This is a genomic window from Kitasatospora sp. NPDC057692, assembly GCF_042799475.1.
GTDB lineage: Bacteria > Actinomycetota > Actinomycetes > Streptomycetales > Streptomycetaceae > Kitasatospora.
This window is the reverse complement of record NZ_JBHVIV010000061.1, coordinates 29,609-47,575: the sequence shown is the minus strand read 5'-3', so window position 1 is coordinate 47,575 and position 17,967 is coordinate 29,609. Positions and strand designations below refer to the sequence as shown.

The window sequence follows — 17,967 nt, the reverse complement described above, 5'->3', positions numbered from 1 at the left end:
CACCCAGCCTACGGGGCGGGGGTGACAATCCGGTCGCGCTGTCCGGGCAGCGGCGCCGGCCCGTCCCCGGCGAGCGGGTTGGGCACGGTGCCGTGCCGGGCGGCGTGCGGGCGGTGCGGGCGGTCCCCGTAGCCGTCCAGCAGCAGCCGGTTGCGGTTCAGGCAGAGCCGGTCGATCCGCGGCCGGAACAGGTCGAACAGCGCGAACCGGTCGGCGAGTTCCGGGAAGCGCGCCTGGTGGCGCAGCACCTCGGCGCGCAGCAGCGCCCAGAACTCCGCCTCCGGCAGACCGGTCCGCGCCTCCAGCAGCGGCGCCAGGAAGCGGTACACGCCGATGAACAGCCCGGAGTGCAGGAACTGGCACAGGCCCTGCGGGTCCTCGCGCAGCAGCACCGCGTCCACCTCGGCGGGCAGGCCGCGCAGCTCCGGCAGGTCCTGGTCGCTGAGGTTGACGTCGTCGACGAAGTCCTTGACCGCCAGCCGGACCGGCACGTCCCGCTCGTCGAAGACGACGACGGCGTTCTCGCCGTGCGGGGAGAACACCAGCCCGTACCGGTAGAGGAAGTGCAGCAGCGGCGGCAGCATCGCGGCGAACAGCCGGGCGGTCCACTCGACGGGGGCGAGCCCGGAGCGGGCGATCAGCTCGGCGGCGAGCGGCCGCCCGTCGCGGCCGGTCTGGAGCAGCGCGGCCAGGGTGCGGGCCCGCTCGCCGGGCGCGAGGGCGGGGCCGAGCGGCTCGCGCCAGATCGCGCCGAGCAGCTCCTTGTACTGGTACGGGGCCTCCGGCAGCTCCCGGTAGAGCGGGTGGTCGACGGTGACGGAGGCGATCTCGCCGAGCAGCACCACCCGGCACTCGTCGCGCAGGAACGGATCGGCGTCGCGCAGCCCGTGGATCCAGGCGGTGACGGCGGGCGCGGCCAGCGTGCGCTCGGTGGGCAGTCCGCGCCAGACCAGGGTGTTGAGGATGGCGAGCGGCAGCTTGACGGTGCAGCGCTCCGGGCGGCTCTCGTTGAAGAACGAGCGGATCGACTGCTGGGGCAGCCGGAGGTCGCCGTCGGTGCCGAGCGGCACGATCTCGCCGGAGGCGATCCACGGGGCGAACAGCGGCAGCACCGTCTCGTCCCACTGCCAGGGGTGGACCGGCAGCAGCAGGTAGTCGTCGGCGGCGGCGCCGAGCGGGGCGCGCAGCGCGTCCGGGTCGTCGAGTTCGCGGCGGTACAGCTGCGCGGGGTCGGCGAGGCCGGCCACGCCCCGGTACTCGGCGAGCCGGCGGTGGACGGCGATCCAGGGCAGCGGGCGCGGGGTGCGGGCCTCCGGCGCCCAGCGGGCGGCGTCGGCGGCGGAGAAGCCGATCCGGCCCTTGTTGGGGACGATCCACGGGTGGCCGCCCTGCCGGCCCTCCAGCTCGGTGTGGCCGAGGTCGGCGAGCTCGGCGGCGGTGAGCCCGGTGGCGAGCAGGTGGGCGTCGGCGGTCAGCGTGGCGGTGAGTTCGCGCAGCAGGTGGCCGGTGGTCTCGCCGCGCAGGCCGAGGACGTGCCGGGCGTGGGCGAGGAAGCGCAGCGGGTCGGCCCCCTCGGGCGAGTCGCAGCCGACCGAGCCGGGGTCGACGTGCCAGCTGTCGTAGGCGCCGCGCCGGGCGGTGAAGCGGTACTCGGCCCCGGGCAGCTTGAGCACGTACGCGCCGGGGGAACCGGTCTCGACGGGGGTGACGAGCTCCTCGTAGGCGAACTCGCCCAGCATCTTGGCCAGCAGTGCGCGGCCGGCCCGCTGCCAGTGCCCGGCGGTGAGCTGCGGCGGCAGGTACAGCGGCGGTTCAGCGGCCGGCGGTTGCGGCACGGGTCGGCTCCTGGGGTCGGGAAAGGGCGGGTGCGGTGACGGGCTCGGGCACGGGTGCGGGGGCGGGGGCCGGGGTGGGGGCTGAGCCGGGGGCGGGCGGCGCGAAGCCGGTCCAGGCGGTGCGCCGGGGCAGCCGGTGGACGGTCCGCCCGGTGACGGCGTTGAGGATCACCGCGGCCCGGTGGGCGCCGAGGCCGAGGTCGGGGGCGCCCACCCCGTGGGTGTGCAGCTCGCCGTTCTGCACGTACAGCCCGCCGGTGACCTCCGGCAGGGTGGCCACCCGGTGGTCGAGGTCGACCCGGTAGCGGCCGGCGGCGTCCCAGTCGACGAGGTGGGCGAGCGGTTCCAGGGCGGCCGGGCGGGCGGCCCGGTAGCCGGTGGCGAGCACCACGGCATCGGTGCGCAGCACGTGCCCGGTCCCGGAGTCGGTGTGCCGGCAGTCGAGTTCGAACCCGCCGCAGGGGCCGGAGCGGGCCGCGGTCACGGCGGTTCCGGGGGTGATCTCGACCGGCGCGTCACCGACCGGCCGGCCGACGGTGCGGGCGTAGAGGTGGTCGTGGATCTCGGCGAGGGTCTCGGCGGAGGCGGCCTTGTGCAGCTGCCACTGGGCCTCCACCAGGCCGTCCCGCACGCCCCCGGGCAGACCGTGGAAGTACCGGGTGTAGTCGGGGGTGAAGTGCTCCAGGCCGAGCTTGGAGTACTCCATCGGCGCGAGCGCCCGGGTGCGGGTGAGCCAGCGCAGCCGGACGCCGTCGCCGTCGTGGCGGCGCAGCAGGTCCAGGAAGACCTCGGCGCCGGACTGCCCGCTGCCGACGACGGTGATGTCCCGGGCCCCGGCCAGGCCCTCGTGCCGGTCCAGGTAGTCGGCGGAGTGGAAGACCCGCGGGTGGCCGTCGAGGGCGGCGAAGGCCGCGGGCCGCACGGGCAGGGTGCCGACGCCGAGCACGACGTTGCGCGCCTCGACGGTGCGCACCCGCCCGGTGGCGCTCTCCCGCAGTTCGGCCCGGTACCGGTCGCCGGACCAGTGCAGGGCGGTGACCTCGGTGCCGAAGCGGCAGTTGGCGAGCCGCTCGGCGGCCCAGCGGCAGTAGTGGTCGTACTCGCGGCGGGTGAGCTGGAAGCGCTCGGTGAAGTAGAACGGGAACAGCCGGTCCTGCTCGCGCAGGTGGTTGAGGAAGGACCACGGGTTGGTCGGATCGACCAGCGAGACCAGGTCGGCGAGGAACGGCACCTGCATCCGGGCGCCGTCGACGAGCATCCCGGGGTGCCAGCGGAACTCCGGGCGCCGGTCGCAGAAGAGGGTGCGCAGGCCGGGGACGGGCTCGGCGAGCGCGGCGAGCGAGAGGTTGAACGGGCCGATGCCGACGCCGAGCAGGTCGTAGGGCCCGGGCGGGGGTGCTGAGGTGTCCATGGGGCGGGTGCAGTCCTAGGCGGGGTGCGGGGTGCGGTCGCGGACCATCAGGGCGGCCCGCTTGCCGGGCAGGTCGAGTTCGGCGGCGAGCCGGAAGCCGGCCCGCCGGAAGGCGCGGACGGAGCGCCGGTTGCGGACGTCGGGTTCGGCGACCACCCGTTCGCAGCACGGCCGTTCGCGCAGGACGCGGTCGGCCAGGGCGGCGAGCAGGGCGGTGCCGAGGCCCCGGCCGCGGCTGCCGGCGGGGCCGAGCAGCAGGTGGAGGCCGGTGTCGTGGGGCCGGGCCGGGTAGTGCCCGGCGAGCGGGTCGAGGTCCGCGCGGTAGACCTCCCAGTAGCTCATCGGGGTGCCGTCGAGCAGGCCGAGGCAGGGCAGGCTGTGCCCGTCGCCGCCGAGTTGGCCGCGCAGGTGCCGCTCGGTGACCGCGGGTGGTCCGGCCAGCTCCCAGAAGGCGGCGACCTCGGGGTCGTTCATCCAGCCGGTGAGCAGGCCGAGGTCGGCCGGGAGCCGGACGGCGCGCAGCCGGAACTCCCCGGCGGCGGTGGGCATGGCGCCCCACCCGGCCGGGTCCGCACCGGGGTCCGCACCACCGGGGCCGCTCACGCGCCGGCCACCGGGTTGGGGATGTCGACGTACACGGACTGGGTGGCGACCGGGCCGACCAGCTCGTCCAGGCCCTGGATCCGGGTGAGCAGATTGGCCTTGCAGGGCAGGGTCGGCGCGTCCAGCAGCAGGCCGGGCAGCGCGGAGCCGGTGGCGGTGGCGGCGGGCCCGGTCAGGAAGCGGCGGAGCGCGGCCAGCAGGACGGCCTCGTCGGCGAGCTGCTGGGAGCCGAGCGCGCCGACCAGCCCGAGAACGTGGTTGATGCCCAGGTAGTAGGCGAAGTGGTGGTCGATCACCGGGTCGTCGAGGAAGGTGTCGCTCTGCGCGCCGAGGCCGGGCAGCCGGGCGGTGAGCCGGTCGGCGGCGCTCCGCCGGTAGTAGTAGCCCTGGTTGTCGCGGTAGCGGCCGCCCTCCGGCCAGCCGTCGGCGTCCAGCAGCACCAGGCTGTTCTGCTGGTGGGCCTCCAGGGCGATGCCGGCCGTGCCGTCCAGCCAGAGGACCGGCAGCACGACGGCGTCCAGGTAGCGCAGGAACCATTCGGCGGCCACCGTGGGCAGCGGGCGGCCGGTGCGGGCGGCGAGCGCGCGCAGCAGGTCGCCGAGCCTGGAGGGGACGGGGTCGCCGCCGCGGACGCCGTGCGGCCGCTCGGCGACCAGGCCGGCCACGCAGTAGGCGCGCTCCCCCGGGGCGAAGGGCTGGGCGCGCAGCACGGTGTCCAGGCCGCCCGGGTCGCCGAGCCCTGGGTGGTCGACGCCGATCCAGGCGGGGTCGCGGACGATGTCGAAGCCGGGGTGGGCGGCCCGCCACTCGGCGGCGAGGCCGCTCTCCAGCAGCCGGTGCATCTCCAGGCCGCGGTGCAGCTCCTTGCGGAGGTTCTCCCGGCGGGAGTTGGTGATCCGCAGGCCCAGCGAGAGCTTGAGCATCCACGGGGTGCCGGGCCGGTAGACGGTGCGCACCGAGGAGGTGGGGTACCAGGGGTCGCCGGCCGGGCCGAGATCGTGCAGCAGGCCCCCGGCGAGCAGCTCGGCGACGGCCGGGCGGTGGGCGAGTTCTCGGGCCTGCCAGGGGTGCAGCGGCAGGGCGGCCGTGCCGGGCGGCAGCAGCGCGGGGTCGTCGAGCAGCCGGGCGGTGATCCGGTCGGCGGCCTCGGGGGCGGCGGAGCCGGCGGCGAGCAGGTCGCGGTCGACGGCGTACCAGTGCAGCTGGAAGGAGCCGTGCAGTTCGGGCGAGTAGGCGGCGCTCTGGGCGGGACCGAGGCCGTCGCGGCTCTTCGGGGTGGGGTGCATCGGGTGCCCGAGCAGCAGGGACTGCTCGGCGGCGAGGAACTCCGAGCGCTCGGGGCCGCCGGGCACCGGGGCGGTGGCGGCGCGGTGGTGGGCGAGGATGTCGGCGGTGCGGACGACCGAGTCGGCGACCCGGGCGGCGAGGTCGGCGACCTGTCCGGGGTCCGGCCGGTCGGCGGCCGCGGCGGCGAGCAGGGCGGCGGCGGTGACGGAGTCCACCGGGGCGTCGGCGAAGTCCCCCACCGCGTCGGCCCCGCCGGCCGCGAGGGTGGCCGGGCCGAAGCGGTGCCAGCCGGCCGGCGACCAGTGCCGGACCGGCGCGGAGAGCCGGGCGGCGCCGCCCAGGACGGCGATCCGCAGGTACCCGTCGGGGCCGGGGGCGGCGCCGGTCTCGCGGGCCCAGCAGCGCAGCAGGGCCTCCAGGGCGGCCTGCTCGGCCGCGACGGACGGGTCCGGGTGGAGCAGCCGGTCGGACGGCGCAGGGGCCGGGCCCGTGGTGGTCGCGGTGGGGGCGGGGCGGGGGGCCGGGAAGTGGACCGGGGCTCCGGTCAGGGCGGTGCTCAATGCTGCTCCTTGGTGCGCGTGGAGTGCCGACGCGCAGGGGGTGGAGGGAACTGGCGCGCGCTCGCACCGTCGCGTCAGGTAAGGGTTACCTATCCCTGAGGGGTGATCACAAGGACCGCTCACTCGTCCGGGTGAAGAACGGTGATTGTCCACGCCCCGGGGCGAACGCGGGCCCGTCATGCGGGGCGCCCGCCGCTCCCCGCGTCACGGATCGGTGACCCTCTCCCGGATCCGGAACCCGGGGCCGCCCGGGGCCGTCCAGATCACCAGTGGCAGACTCCAGAACGGCGGTCCGCCGCCCACACCGAACTACCCAGGGGGACAGCACCATGCCAGCGATCCACCGGTCAGCCGCGGCGGCGCTCCTCGCCGCGGGGACCCTGCTCGCCGTCACCGCCTGCGGCCCGGACGGGCCTTCGGGCGGCGGCACCGCCGCGCCGCCGCCCTCCGGCGGCGCGTCCGCCTCCGCCACCGCCGCGGGGGGCGGCAGTGGCGTGATCGGCGGCATCACCCTGCCCTCGGGCCTGCCGACCGGCCTGCTGGAAGGCCTGCCGAAGAGCTGGGACGACCTGACGAAGTGGAAGTTCGAGGACTGGGACAACTGGGCGTCCAAGCACGTCTTCAACAACCCGATCGTCAAGGACTTCTGGAACCCGGACAAGATGGGCGACTCCAAGCCCGCCGACCCGGCGCCGCCGACCGCCAAGCCCGCCGACGACGCCGGGGTCACCGATCCCGAGCCGCCGCTGGTCAAGGCCGTGCCGGTGCCGCGCCCGTACACCAAGCAGCCCTCCGGGAAGATCTTCTTCTCGGCCGAGGGCGGCCGCGGCAACTGCTCGGCCACCGTGATCCAGGACCCGGCGCACCCGGGGAAGAGCAACCTGGTCTGGACGGCCGGCCACTGCGTCCACCCGGGCAAGGGCGGCAGCTACTTCAAGGACCTGGTCTTCGTCCCGGCCTACAACAACTCGGGCGCCTCCAGCGGCGGCAAGAAGGCCCCGCTGTCCGAGCTGGCACCGCTCGGCACCTGGTGGGCCAAGGACGTGGTGACCTCGCCGCAGTGGCTGGTCGAGGGCGGCGGCACCGGTGACGCGGCGAACCAGTACGACTTCGCGATCATGCGGGTGAGCAATCAGAACGACAGCGGGAAGTCGCTGGAGGAGACGGTCGGCGGGGCCGTCCCGGTCTGGTTCGACGCACCGCGCGACAAGCTCGCCGTGAGTGCGATCGGCTACCCGCTCTACAAGCCGTTCGACGGCCAGGAGCTCTACAAGTGCGAGGGCGGGAAGCCGACCCGGCTCTCCTTCGACCCGAAGCGTCCGTCGATGCTCACCATCGGCTGCAACATGACCCAGGGTTCCAGCGGCGGCGGCTGGTTCGCGCCGATGCCGGACGGCAAGCTCGCGCTGGTCTCCAACACCTCGATCGGCACCCAGGAGCACACCTCGCTGAGCGGGCCGTACCTGGAGACGGTCGCCAAGCAGGCCCTGGACTGGATCTCGAAGAAGAAGTAGCCGCCGAGGAGGCGGTCGCCGGACACGGGACGGGCCCCGGTTCCCCCTCACGGGAGGGAACCGGGGCCCGTTCGCACGGCTCGGCGGCTCAGCCCCGCGGCGTCAGCGCCACCGCGAAGTGCTCCAGCTCGGCGGCCAGCTCGGCCGGCACCTTGGCGTGCAGCAGGGTGCCCTCGCCGGTGTGCTCGGTACCGAGCAGCTCGCCCTCGGCGTGCACCCGGGACACCAGCGCGCCCTGGGTGTACGGGACGAGCACGTGCACCTCGACGGCCGGGCGCGGCAGCTCGTCGTCGATGAGCCTGAGCAGCTCGTCGATGCCCTCGCCGGTGCGGGCCGACACCACGATCGCGTGCGGCTCGCGGCGCAGCAGGCGCTGCAGGACGTGCGGATCGGCGGCGTCGGCCTTGTTGATCACCACGATCTCCGGCACGTTCTGCGCGTCGACCGAGACGACGACCTCGCGGACGGCGGCCAGCTGCGTCTCCGGCTCGGGGTGCGAGCCGTCCACCACGTGCAGGATGAGGTCCGCGTCGGCGACCTCCTCCATGGTGGAGCGGAACGCCTCGACCAGGTGGTGCGGCAGGTGCCGGACGAAGCCGACGGTGTCGGCCAGGGTGTAGACCCGGCCGCTCGGGGTCTGCGCCCGGCGCACGGTCGGGTCGAGGGTGGCGAACAGCGCGTTCTCCACCAGCACGCCCGCGCCGGTGAGCCGGTTGAGCAGGGAGGACTTGCCGGCGTTGGTGTACCCGGCGATGGCCACCGACGGCACCTGGTGGCGCTTGCGCTCCTGGCGCTTGGTGTCGCGGCCCTTCTTCATGTCGGCGATCTCCTTGCGGAGCTTCGCCATCTTCTCGCGGATCCGGCGCCGGTCGGTCTCGATCTTGGTCTCACCGGGACCGCGGGTGGCCATGCCGCCGCCGGACGAGCCGGAGCCGCCACCACCCATCTGCCGGGAGAGCGACTGGCCCCAGCCTCGCAGCCGCGGCAGCATGTACTGCATCTGGGCGAGCGAGACCTGCGCCTTGCCCTCGCGGGACTTGGCGTGCTGGGCGAAGATGTCCAGGATCAGGGCCGTCCGGTCGACGACCTTGACCTTGACCACGTCCTCCAGGTGGATCAGCTGGCCCGGGGTGAGCTCACCGTCGCAGACCACGGTGTCGGCCCCGGTGGCGGCGACGATGTCGCGCAGTTCCTGGGCCTTGCCGGAGCCGATGTAGGTGGCCGCGTCGGGCTTGTCGCGGCGCTGGATGACGCCGTCCAGCACCTCGGAGCCGGCCGTCTCGGCCAGTGCGGCGAGCTCGGCCATCGAGTTCTCCGCCTCCTCCAGCGTGCCGTCGGTCCAGACGCCGACGAGCACCACGCGCTCCAGTCGGAGCTGGCGGTACTCGACCTCGGTGACGTCCTGGAGTTCGGTGGAGAGGCCGGCGACGCGACGGAGCGCGGCGCGCTCGCTGCGGTCGTACTGGTCGCCGTCGTAGTGGTGGCCGCGGTCCTCGTCGATGGCCGCGCGGTCCTCGTCCATGAGGGCTTCCGCCCGCAGACCGTCGAAGCGGCGCGGGGCGTCGGCGTGGTCGCGGGTGTCGAACGTGGAGGTCATTCTGTCCTTTGGCTGCTGGAAACGGTTGGCCTGCGCACGACCGTACGGACGGTCGTACCCGGAGTCTGCCCAGCTGCCGCCCCGTCTACCACTCGGGCGAGGTGTGAGCTACCCCTCGGGGCCGCGGGTCGGGCTGAGACTCCTCCGCCCGGTCAACGCCGCGGTCCGGCCGTGAATTCCCCATGATGGTCGCACGCCGGGCGCGCGCCGGTCATCCCGTTTTCCTCCGCCGGCGCCGGGGCGGCCGCCGGGTCCTCCGCCGCCCGGACCGCCGGGGTGTGCGGGGCGCGGCCCGGGCCGCCGCCCGCCGGGGCGTGCGGGCGCTCCACGTCGTACACCCCGGACACCCGCAGCATGGCCCGCAGCACGGCGGCCAGCGCGGCCGGGTCCGGCAGCTCGACGGTGTAGGTGTGCCGCACCCGGAGCTCCTGGGGCGGCTCCACCTCGGCCGAGACGATCCCGACGCCCTCCGCCGAGATCGCCGCCGTGAGGTCGGCCAGCAGCCGGGGCCGGTTCAGCGCCTCGGCCCGCAGGGTGGCCCGGTAGCCGGCCGCCGGGGCGCCGCCGGGCCGCCAGCGGACGTCCAGGGCGGCCCGGCCGTCGGCCCGCATCCGCTCCCCCGCCGGACAGCAGGCCCGGTGCACGGCGACCGCACCGCCTCGGATCGGGTAGCCGGCGATCTCGTCCGGCGGCACCGGGGTGCAGCAGCGGGCCAGCCGGACGGGCGCCCCGGGGCGGCCGTCCACGGTGACCGGGGCGGCGGGCCGGCCGGCCGCGACCGGGCGGTCCGGCGGCGCGGGCTGCCCGGCGGACGGGCCGGTGCGCACCACCGGGCGGCGCGGCGCGTGGTCGGCCAGCCAGCGTTCGATGGCCAGCCGGGCACCCGGGGTGCGGGCGTGCGCGAGCCACTCGGGCGCCGGTCCCGCGGTCTCCTCGGTGAGGATGGCCACCCGGTCGCCGTCGTGCAGCACGGTGGAGAGCGCGGCGAGCCGGCCGTTCACCCGGGCCCCGATGCAGCGGTGGCCGGTCTGCTCGCCGAGCAGGTAGGCGGCGTCCACACAGGTGGCGCCGGCCCGGAGCTGAAGCGTTTCGCCGCGCTCGGTGACCACGGTGATCTCGCGGTCCCCGGCCAGGTCGGCGGTGAGCGCGGACCAGAAGGCGTCCGGGTCCGGGGTCTCCTGCTGCCACTCCAGCAGGCGGGAGAGCCAGCCCGGCCGGGCCGGGTCGGTGCGGTCCAGCTCGTCCCGGCCCTGGTCGCCGCCGGTCCCGGGCTGGCGCGGGTCGCCGAGCGCGACCACCCCGGTCTCGGCGACCTCGTGCATCCGGCGGGTGCGCACCAGCACCTCGACCACCGCGCCGCCGGCCAGCGCCACCGCGGTGTGCAGGGACTGGTAGAGGTTGAACTTCGGCGCGGCCACGAAGTCCTTGAACTCCCCCGGCAGCGGGGTCCAGCAGGTGTGCAGCTCGCCGAGCACCGCGTAGCAGTCGGCGTTCTCCTCGACCACCACCAGCAGCCGTCCGAAGTCGGCCGGCTGCGGCCCCTGCGGCTTGCCGTCCGGCCCGGGGGCGGCGGCCCGCTTGAGCAGCACCCGGTGCAGCGAGACGCAGTGCCGGGGGCGGACGGTGACCTCGGCGGCGATCCCGGCCTCGGCGAGCTGGCGGGCCAGCGTCCCGGCGAACGGCGCCAGCAGGGTGTCCGGCCCGGTCTCGTGCCGACCGAGCAGGGCGCGGGTGCGGGTGTGCTCCTCGGGGTGCAGGGTGGCGAAGACGATGTCCTCCAGCTCCGCCTTGAGCACCTGGATCCCGAGCCGTTCGGCCAGCGGGATCAGCACGTCCCGGGTGACCTTGGCGATCCGCACCTGGCTGGCCGGCTTCATGTGCCGGATGGTGCGCATGTTGTGCAGCCGGTCGGCGAGCTTGATGACCATCACCCGGACGTCGTCCCCGGTGGCGACCAGCATCTTGCGGAAGGTCTCCGCCTCGGCCGCCGCGCCGAAGTCGACCTTCTCCAGCTTCGTCACCCCGTCGACCAGATAGGCGACTTCGGGCCCGAACCCCTCGGCCACCTGCTCCAGCGTCAACTCGGTGTCCTCGACCGTGTCGTGGAGCAGCGAGGCGACCAGGGTGGTCGTCCCGGCACCGAGTTGGGCCAGGATCACGGTGACGGCCAGCGGGTGGGTGATGTACGGCTCGCCGCTCTTGCGCTTCTGGCCGCGGTGGCTCGCCTCGGCCAGCCGGTACGCGCGCCCGAGCAGGCCGAGGTCGGCCTGCGGATGGTGTCTGCGGTGGGCCTGGACCAGTGGTTCGAGGGCGTCCGGAACCGGCGGACGGCCGGTGGCCAGCAGCGCGGCGCGCCCGGCGCGGCCGAGCGCGGCCCGGCCCAACCCGCCGAGCGGGCGTCTGGGCCCGGCTTGCCGTTCGGACGTCGGCTGCCCCGCCAGGGGCTGCCCGGCTTCGATGGTCATCGGCACCTCCGGCAGCAGTACCGGGGGCGTGGGCCGACCCGGTGGTCCATGCTACCGAGCAGAGCACGTTCCGCGAGGCCCCGCTTCCCGTCCGTCATGGGTATCACCCGAACGGGGGGATTCGATTCCGGAGGAATTGGGGAAACGCCGGCCCGGCCGCGACCGGCCCGCACATCTGAGCGGTCGCCGCCGGGTGACGGTGGGTCAGGCCCCCCGGACCAGCGCCGACCAGGACGGGTCCAGCTCGCCGCGGGCGACGATGACCGCCGGGCCGGTCTTCTCCACCCGGCCGTCCGGGTGCTCGGTGATCGTCAGCCGGCCGCCCAGCACGTCCACCGTGTAGGTCACGGCCTCGCCGGTGACCGCGGGGTCCGCGCCGTCCCGCCGGGCGGCGGCCACCGCGACGGCGCACGCGCCGGTGCCGCAGGAGCGGGTCTCGCCGGAGCCGCGCTCGTGCACCCGCATCGCGACGTGCCGAGGCCCGCGGTCCACCACGAACTCGACGTTGACGCCCTCCGGGTAGGCGCCCTCGGGGCTCACCGGCGGCGCGGTCCGCAGATCGCCGGCGTGCTCCAGGCTCTCGACGAACGCGACCGCGTGCGGATTGCCCATGTTCACGTTCAGGGCCGGCCAGCTGCGCCCGCCGACCGCCACCTCGATCCCGTCCGGGCCGGGCAGCAGCGCGCGCCCCATGTCGACGGTGATCTCGCCGGGCGTGCCGTCCTCGGCGTCCTCGGCGACCCGCACGGTCCGCAGGCCGGCCCGGGTGGCCACCGGCAGCTCGCCGGGCTTCGCCAGCCCGGCCTCGACCAGGTAGCGGGCGAAGACCCGGACGCCGTTGCCGCACATCTCGCCGATCGAGCCGTCGGAGTTGCGGTAGTCCATGAACCACTCGGCGAGGTCGGCCTGGTCGGCCGCCGCCGGGTCGGCGGCGGAGCGCACCACGCGCAGCAGCCCGTCGCCGCCGATGCCCGCCCGGCGGTCGCACAGCGCGGCCACGGCCTCGGGGCCGATGGCCAGCCGGCCGTCCGGGTCGGGGACGATGACGAAGTCGTTCTGGGTGCCGTGCCCCTTGAGGAAGGGGAGGCCGACGGGCTGCGCGGAGGATGCGGTCACCCTTCCGATGGTACCGAGGAGGGGCCGCCCGATGACGGGCGGGCGCGTCAGCCGGAGAGCCGGACGACCCGCCACAGGGCCAGCGCGCACGCGGCGAGCATGATCAGCGTGTAGATCACGATCGCCTTCCACCCGGCCCGCTCGCCGGTGCCGCGGCGCGGCAGGCCGGGCCACTTGTACCCCGCGTGCCGGGCCGCCATCGCGCCCCAGCCGAGCGAGGCCGCGGTGAGCAGCAGGCCGAGCATCCCGATCATCGCCGAGCCGGCCCCGGCCGAGCCGAAGGCCAGCGGGAAGGCGAACATCAGCGAGCCGGTGGTGGCCAGCAGGGCGATCGGCAGGATCTGCCACCAGCGGAGCCGGCGGCGCGGCCGGATCTCCCGCTCGTGCACCGCGCCGGCGGGGGCGTTGGTGTCCAGGACCGGCAGCGCGACCGCGTAGGAGGTGGGCGCGTCGAGGCCGGGCAGCACCGGCAGGTCGGGCGGCGTCGAGGCGTCGAGCCCGGCGGCCTGCGCGGTGGCGCTGCCCCCGCTGCCGGGCGCGCCCTTGACGGACCTGGCAGTCTGGCCGGTATCGGGGCCGGTACCCGTGGACACGCGGCCTCCCCTGACAGTTCGACACGAGTGCGACTCGCGGCCGGACACGGTCGGCCCGCCCGGGCCGACCCTTATGACATCGATGATGGCATGTCCAGAGTGGCGTTCCGGGCCTGACCGGGGCCGACGGGTGATCCGTGGCCATCACGTGATCCGGCCGTGACCGCCATGCCGTCCTGCACGGCCTTCTGCGCGCGCAACTGCACCGCCGGATGGCCGGAAAGCGCCTACCGGGCGGCGGGTTCCTGACGGTCGATCAGCTCCAGCGAGCGGTCCAGCAGCTCCACCGGGTCGGTGCCGGCCGGCCGGGCGAGCCAGTGGATCCGGTCGTCCCGGCGGAACCAGGACTCCTGCCGGCGGGCGAACCGCTTGGTGGCCCGGACCGTCTCGGCGCGCGCCTCGTCCTCCGTGCACAGGCCGGCGAACTGGTCGAGCACCTGCTGGTAGCCGAGCGCCCGGGAGGCGGTGCGCCCCTCGCGCAGCCCGGCCTCCTCCAGCTCCCGCACCTCGTCGAGCAGCCCGGCCCGCCACATCCGGTCCACCCGCAGGGTGATCCGCTCGTCCAGCTCGGGGCGCGGCACGGCGACGCCGATCTGCACCGCGTCGTACACGGCCGTGTTGCTCGGCAGGTTCGCGGTGAACGGCCGCCCGGTGATCTCGATGACCTCCAGCGCCCGGACGATCCGCCGGCCGTTGCCGGTCAGGATCGCCTCGGCCGCGGCCGGGTCCAGCTCCGCCAGCCGCCGGTGCAGCGCGTACGGGCCGGCCTGCGCCAGCTCCTCCTCCAGCCGGGCCCGGACCGCGGGGTCGGTGCCCGGGAACTCCATCTCGTCGATCGCCGCCCGGACGTACAGGCCGGAGCCGCCGACCAGCACGGGGGTGCGGCCGGCCGCGAGCAGGCGGTCGACCTCGGCCCGGGCCAGCCGCTGGTACTCGGCGACGCTGGCGGCCTCGGTGACGTCCCAGATGTCCAGCAGGTGGTGCGGGACGCCGCCGCGCTCCTCCTCGGTGAGCTTGGCCGTACCGATGTCCATGCCGCGGTAGAGCTGCATCGAGTCGGTGTTGATCACCTCGCCGCCGAGGGCGCGGGCCAGGGCGACGGCCAGGTCGGACTTTCCGGCGGCGGTCGCGCCGACGACCGACACGACGCGGGGGCGGGCGGACTGGGCGGTGGTGGAGCTGCTCACCGGTCAAGTCTGCCAGGGAACGCCGGGCCGCCGACGACCCGGCCGGTTGCACCCGGTTTCCCCGGTATCCCCGCTTTCGGCCGACCCGTCCCGTTGCGAACGGTTCCGCCCTGACGGACGTTGTGAGAGAGACAGAGAGGAACGGTGAGGCGTCATGGGTCTGATGGACAACCTCAAGGGCAAGGCCGAGGAGCTCAAGGACAAGGCCAGCGAGTTCGCCGGCAAGCACAGCGATCAGATCGGGAGCGCGGTGGAGAAGGCCGGCGGCGCGATCGACAAGGCCACCAAGGGCAAGTACACCGAGAAGATCGAGCACGGCACCAGCAAGGCCAAGGGCGCCGTGGACGACTTCGCCCAGAAGCCCGAGGGCCCCGGCCCCGGCGGCGGTACCGGCACCGGTCCGGGCAGCACCCCGCCCGCCTGACCGGACGGGCGGCTCAGCTCCAGGAGGCGACCAGGTACCCCACGCCGTACGGCGCGTCCTGGTAGCCCAGTCGCGCGGTGAGGCCGGCGCCCTCGGCGGCGCCGGCCAGCACCTGCCAGGGCGCCCGGCCCTCGGCCTTCAGCTCGGCGGCCAGTCCCGCGTCCAGCGCGGCCAGCGCCGCGGTGTCCGCCGAGCCCAGCGCCCGCGCGAGCCCCGCGTCGAAGCCCTCGGCGCGCTCGTCCAGGTAGCCGGGCGCCTTCAGCGACCGGCAGGCGCTGCCGTCCCCCATCACCAGCAGCCCGACCCGGTCCGCCAGCCCGGCCAGCCCCTGGCCCAGCCCGAGCATCCGGTCGGCGGGCGCGTCGGCCGGCACCGCGCAGGCGTGCGTCGGGAGCGTCACCCCGGCCCGCCCGAGCAGCCAGGCGCCGACGGTCAGCGCGGGCGCCAGCTCCGGCCCCTCGGCCCGGCCGCCCGGCAGCGCGGCCACCAGCGGCACGCCGTAGCGGTGGAACGAGCCGGCCCCGCCCTCGGTCCACACCTCGGCCTCCGGCCCGGTGCCGACCACCACGAGCAGCTCCGGAGCGGCCGCGAGCACCACCCCGAGCGCCTCGTCGCAGGCCGCGCGCAGCGGCTCCAGCTCGGCCGCCGCCCCGGCGGCGACCTCCGGGACGAGCAGCGGCGGACAGGGGCAGACGGCGGCGGCAACCAGCATGTGGATCACTCTAACGAAGAACGCGGAACGGCCCGGCGGGACCGGAGGGTCCCGCCGGGCCGTTCACGCGGTCGCGGGGTCAGTCCCCGCAGCAGGCGCCGCCGGCCGGGGCGGCCAGCGGCAGCGCCGCCGGGGCGCCGACGGACGGCAGGCCCAGCATCACGCCGGCCGGCTTGGCGGCGGGCTTGGCCTGGCGCTTCTCCCAGGCGTCGCCCGCCCGGGTGCGGCGCACCGCGAGCGTCGGGCCCTCGGCCAGCAGGTGGTGCGGGGCGGCGTAGGTGATCTCCACCGTGACCGTGTCGCCCGGCCGGACCGGCTCGGCGGGCCGGGTGAAGTGCACCAGCCGGTTGTCGGGGGCGCGGCCGGAGAGCCGGTCGGTCCGGTCGTCCTTCTTGCCCTCGCCCTCGGCGACCAGGATCTCCAGCGTCCGGCCGACCTGCTTCTTGTTCTCCTCCCAGGAGATCTCCTCCTGGAGGGCGATCAGCCGGTCGTAGCGGGCCTGGACGACCGCCTTCGGGATCTGGCCGTCCATCTCGGCGGCCGGGGTGCCGGGGCGCTTGGAGTACTGGAAGGTGAAGGCGTTGGTGAAGCGGGCCTCGCGGACGACCTTCATGGTCTCCTCGAAGTCCTCCTCGGTCTCGCCGGGGAAGCCGACGATGATGTCGGTGGAGATCGCCGCGTCCGGCATCGCCTCCCGCACCTTGCGGATGATGCCGAGGAAACGCTCCTGCCGGTAGGAGCGGCGCATCGCCTTGAGCACGGTGTCCGAGCCGGACTGCAGCGGCATGTGCAGCTGGTGCATCACGTTCGGGGTCTCGGCCATCGCGGCGATCACGTCGTCGGTGAAGTCGCGCGGGTGCGGCGAGGTGAAGCGGATCCGCTCCAGGCCCTCGATCTGCCCGGCGGCGCGCAGCAGCTTGGAGAAGGCCTCGCGGTCGCCCAGGTCGGAGCCGTAGGCGTTGACGTTCTGGCCGAGCAGGGTGACCTCGATGACGCCCTCGTCGACCAGCGCCTCGATCTCGGCGAGGACGTCGCCGGGGCGGCGGTCCTCCTCCTTGCCGCGCAGCGCGGGGACGATGCAGAAGGTGCAGGTGTTGTTGCAGCCGACCGAGATCGCGACCCACGCGGCGTAGGCGGACTCGCGGCGGGTGGGCAGCGTGGAGGGGAAGGTCTCCAGCGACTCCAGGATCTCGACCTGGGCCTTCCGCTCGACCGCGGCGCGCTCCAGCAGGGCCGGCAGGTGGCCGATGTTGTGGGTGCCGAAGACCACGTCGACCCAGGGGGCCTTGCGGACGATGGTGTCGCGGTCCTTCTGCGCCAGGCAGCCGCCGACGGCGATCTGCATGCCCCGGTGGCGGCTCTTGACCGGGGCCAGCTGCCCGAGGTTGCCGTACAGCTTGTTGTCGGCGTTCTCCCGCACCGCGCAGGTGTTGAACACCACCAGGTCCGGGTCGCCGTCCTGCCCCGCCTTGACGTACCCCGCGTCCTCCAGCAGCCCGGAGAGCCGCTCGGAGTCGTGGACGTTCATCTGGCAGCCGTACGTGACGACCTTGTAGCTCTTCGATCCGCTGTCACCGCTCACCCGACCAGGGTACGGGCACCCGCGAAGAGGTTTTCCCCTCCCGTTCCCGGCACCCGCCTGGCACTATCCCTGCATGGCCTCCCGCTCTCCCTCCCGCCTCCGCGCCGCGGCCCGCCGGCCGCTGTGGCGAATCGTGCCGGTCCTGGTCCTGCTGGCCGCGGGCCTGGGCGGCTGGTGGCTGTCCGCGAGCGGTCCGACCGCCGGCCCGCGCGGCGAGACCAGGCTGGCCACCGGCGTCAAGCAGGGGGTGTACGACCGGTACGGACAGCTGCTGGACGCCCACCTCGCCAAGGCGATGCCGGGGGTGCGGCTGGAGCTGGACAACTCCGAGGGCTCGGTCGACAACCTGGCCCGGGTCACCTCGGGCCAGGACGACTTCGCGATCGCCACCGCCGACGCCGTGGCCCAGTACACCGGCCCCGGCCGGGAGAAGCTGCGGGCCATCGCCCGGCTCTACGACGACTACCTCCAGCTGATCGTCCCGGCCGGCTCCCCCGTGCACCGCGCCGCCGACCTCAAGGGCCTGCGGGTCGGCGTCGGCCAGCCGCTCTCGGGCGTCAACCTGGTGACCCGCAGGCTGCTGGCGGCGGCCGGACTGGATCCGGACCGCGACATCAGGCCGGCCTTCCTGGGCATCGGCGACGCGGCCGACGAGCTGCGGGCCGGCCGGCTGGACGCGTTCTTCTGGTCCGGCGGCCTGCCGACCAGCGCGCTCACCGCACTGTCCGAGCACGTCCGGATCCGGATCGTGCCGCTGAGCGACCTCGCCGAGGCGATCCACTCGGTCGGGGGCGGCGGGACGGACGCCTACCGGGCGGCCACCATGCCGAAGGGCACCTACCCGAACGCCGAGCCCGAGGACGCGGTCGCCACCGTCGCCGTGCCCAACCTGCTGATCACCCGGGCCGACGTGGACGCCGACCTGGTCCAGGGCATGACCCGGGCGGTGATCGACAGCCGCGACCAGATCGGCGCCCAGGTGCACGCCGCCCAGCTGGTCGACCTGCGCACCGCCGTCTACACCGACCCGCTCCCCCTGCACGAGGGCGCCGCCCGCTACTACCGCTCGGTCAAGCCCTGA

At 75.0% G+C, this 17,967-nt stretch carries 14 protein-coding genes; 3 read left to right on the top strand and 11 right to left on the bottom strand.

Annotated features, from left to right (window positions below):
* Positions 1 to 8: 8 nt before the first annotated feature.
* From ACFVFS_RS28650 to ACFVFS_RS28635, 4 genes are read right to left on the bottom strand one after another with little or no spacing between them, the layout of a single operon-like run.
* Positions 9 to 1,835: an IucA/IucC family protein gene (locus ACFVFS_RS28650; RefSeq protein ID WP_380627610.1), complete on the bottom strand. Its 1,827-nt coding sequence runs from the start codon at positions 1,833 to 1,835 to the stop codon at positions 9 to 11.
* Positions 1,813 to 3,246, bottom strand: a complete 1,434-nt coding sequence (locus ACFVFS_RS28645; protein WP_380627609.1) for a lysine N(6)-hydroxylase/L-ornithine N(5)-oxygenase family protein — start codon at positions 3,244 to 3,246, stop codon at positions 1,813 to 1,815. The genes ACFVFS_RS28650 and ACFVFS_RS28645 overlap by 23 nt, the downstream gene beginning before the upstream one ends.
* A gap of 15 nt (positions 3,247 to 3,261) precedes the next feature.
* Positions 3,262 to 3,954 (bottom strand): GNAT family N-acetyltransferase, encoded by a 693-nt coding sequence (locus tag ACFVFS_RS28640; protein ID WP_380627616.1) that lies wholly within the window; start codon positions 3,952 to 3,954, stop codon positions 3,262 to 3,264.
* Entirely contained in the window at positions 3,846 to 5,696 is a 1,851-nt protein-coding gene (locus tag ACFVFS_RS28635; protein WP_380627608.1) for an IucA/IucC family protein, read from the bottom strand. Before ACFVFS_RS28635 ends, ACFVFS_RS28640 begins: the two co-directional genes overlap by 109 nt.
* 329 nt (positions 5,697 to 6,025) lie before the next feature.
* Here ACFVFS_RS28635 and ACFVFS_RS28630 point away from each other — a divergent pair, with 329 nt between their 5' ends.
* On the top strand, positions 6,026 to 7,210 hold the full coding sequence (locus ACFVFS_RS28630) for a trypsin-like serine peptidase (RefSeq protein ID WP_380627607.1): 1,185 nt from the start codon (positions 6,026 to 6,028) through the stop codon (positions 7,208 to 7,210).
* A gap of 88 nt (positions 7,211 to 7,298) precedes the next feature.
* Here the strand turns inward: ACFVFS_RS28630 and hflX are convergent, their stop codons facing one another.
* The 5 genes from hflX to miaA all read right to left on the bottom strand — a co-directional run bounded on the left by hflX (position 7,299) and on the right by miaA (position 14,168).
* Positions 7,299 to 8,807: a GTPase HflX gene (gene hflX / locus ACFVFS_RS28625; RefSeq protein ID WP_380627606.1), complete on the bottom strand. Its 1,509-nt coding sequence runs from the start codon at positions 8,805 to 8,807 to the stop codon at positions 7,299 to 7,301.
* 152 nt (positions 8,808 to 8,959) lie between these two features.
* Positions 8,960 to 11,272 carry a RelA/SpoT family protein gene (locus ACFVFS_RS28620; RefSeq protein WP_380627605.1) on the bottom strand — a complete coding sequence of 771 codons (2,313 nt, stop codon included), beginning with the start codon at positions 11,270 to 11,272 and terminating at the stop codon, positions 8,960 to 8,962.
* Between the two features lie 204 nt (positions 11,273 to 11,476).
* Entirely contained in the window at positions 11,477 to 12,388 is a 912-nt protein-coding gene (dapF, locus tag ACFVFS_RS28615; protein ID WP_380627603.1) for a diaminopimelate epimerase, read from the bottom strand.
* A 47-nt stretch (positions 12,389 to 12,435) separates the two neighbouring features.
* Positions 12,436 to 12,981 (bottom strand): hypothetical protein, encoded by a 546-nt coding sequence (locus tag ACFVFS_RS28610; protein ID WP_380627602.1) that lies wholly within the window; start codon positions 12,979 to 12,981, stop codon positions 12,436 to 12,438.
* Between the two features lie 227 nt (positions 12,982 to 13,208).
* The gene (miaA, locus tag ACFVFS_RS28605; protein WP_380627601.1) at positions 13,209 to 14,168 is read right to left on the bottom strand and encodes a tRNA (adenosine(37)-N6)-dimethylallyltransferase MiaA; all 960 of its coding nucleotides are present in this window, start codon (positions 14,166 to 14,168) and stop codon (positions 13,209 to 13,211) included.
* A gap of 154 nt (positions 14,169 to 14,322) precedes the next feature.
* Here miaA and ACFVFS_RS28600 point away from each other — a divergent pair, with 154 nt between their 5' ends.
* Positions 14,323 to 14,592 carry an antitoxin gene (locus tag ACFVFS_RS28600; RefSeq protein WP_380627600.1) on the top strand — a complete coding sequence of 90 codons (270 nt, stop codon included), beginning with the start codon at positions 14,323 to 14,325 and terminating at the stop codon, positions 14,590 to 14,592.
* Positions 14,593 to 14,605: 13 nt separating this feature from the next.
* On the opposite strand, the gene ACFVFS_RS28595 is transcribed toward ACFVFS_RS28600, so the two are convergent.
* Positions 14,606 to 15,304, bottom strand: coding sequence for a class III extradiol dioxygenase subunit B-like domain-containing protein (locus ACFVFS_RS28595; RefSeq protein ID WP_380627599.1), 699 nt, complete (start codon positions 15,302 to 15,304; stop codon positions 14,606 to 14,608).
* A 79-nt stretch (positions 15,305 to 15,383) separates the two neighbouring features.
* Complete coding sequence (miaB, locus tag ACFVFS_RS28590) at positions 15,384 to 16,886, bottom strand: tRNA (N6-isopentenyl adenosine(37)-C2)-methylthiotransferase MiaB (RefSeq protein ID WP_380627597.1); 1,503 nt, start codon at positions 16,884 to 16,886, stop codon at positions 15,384 to 15,386.
* 73 nt (positions 16,887 to 16,959) lie between these two features.
* On the opposite strand from miaB, the gene ACFVFS_RS28585 reads away from it, so the two are divergent.
* Positions 16,960 to 17,967, top strand: coding sequence for a TAXI family TRAP transporter solute-binding subunit (locus ACFVFS_RS28585; RefSeq protein WP_380627596.1), 1,008 nt, complete (start codon positions 16,960 to 16,962; stop codon positions 17,965 to 17,967).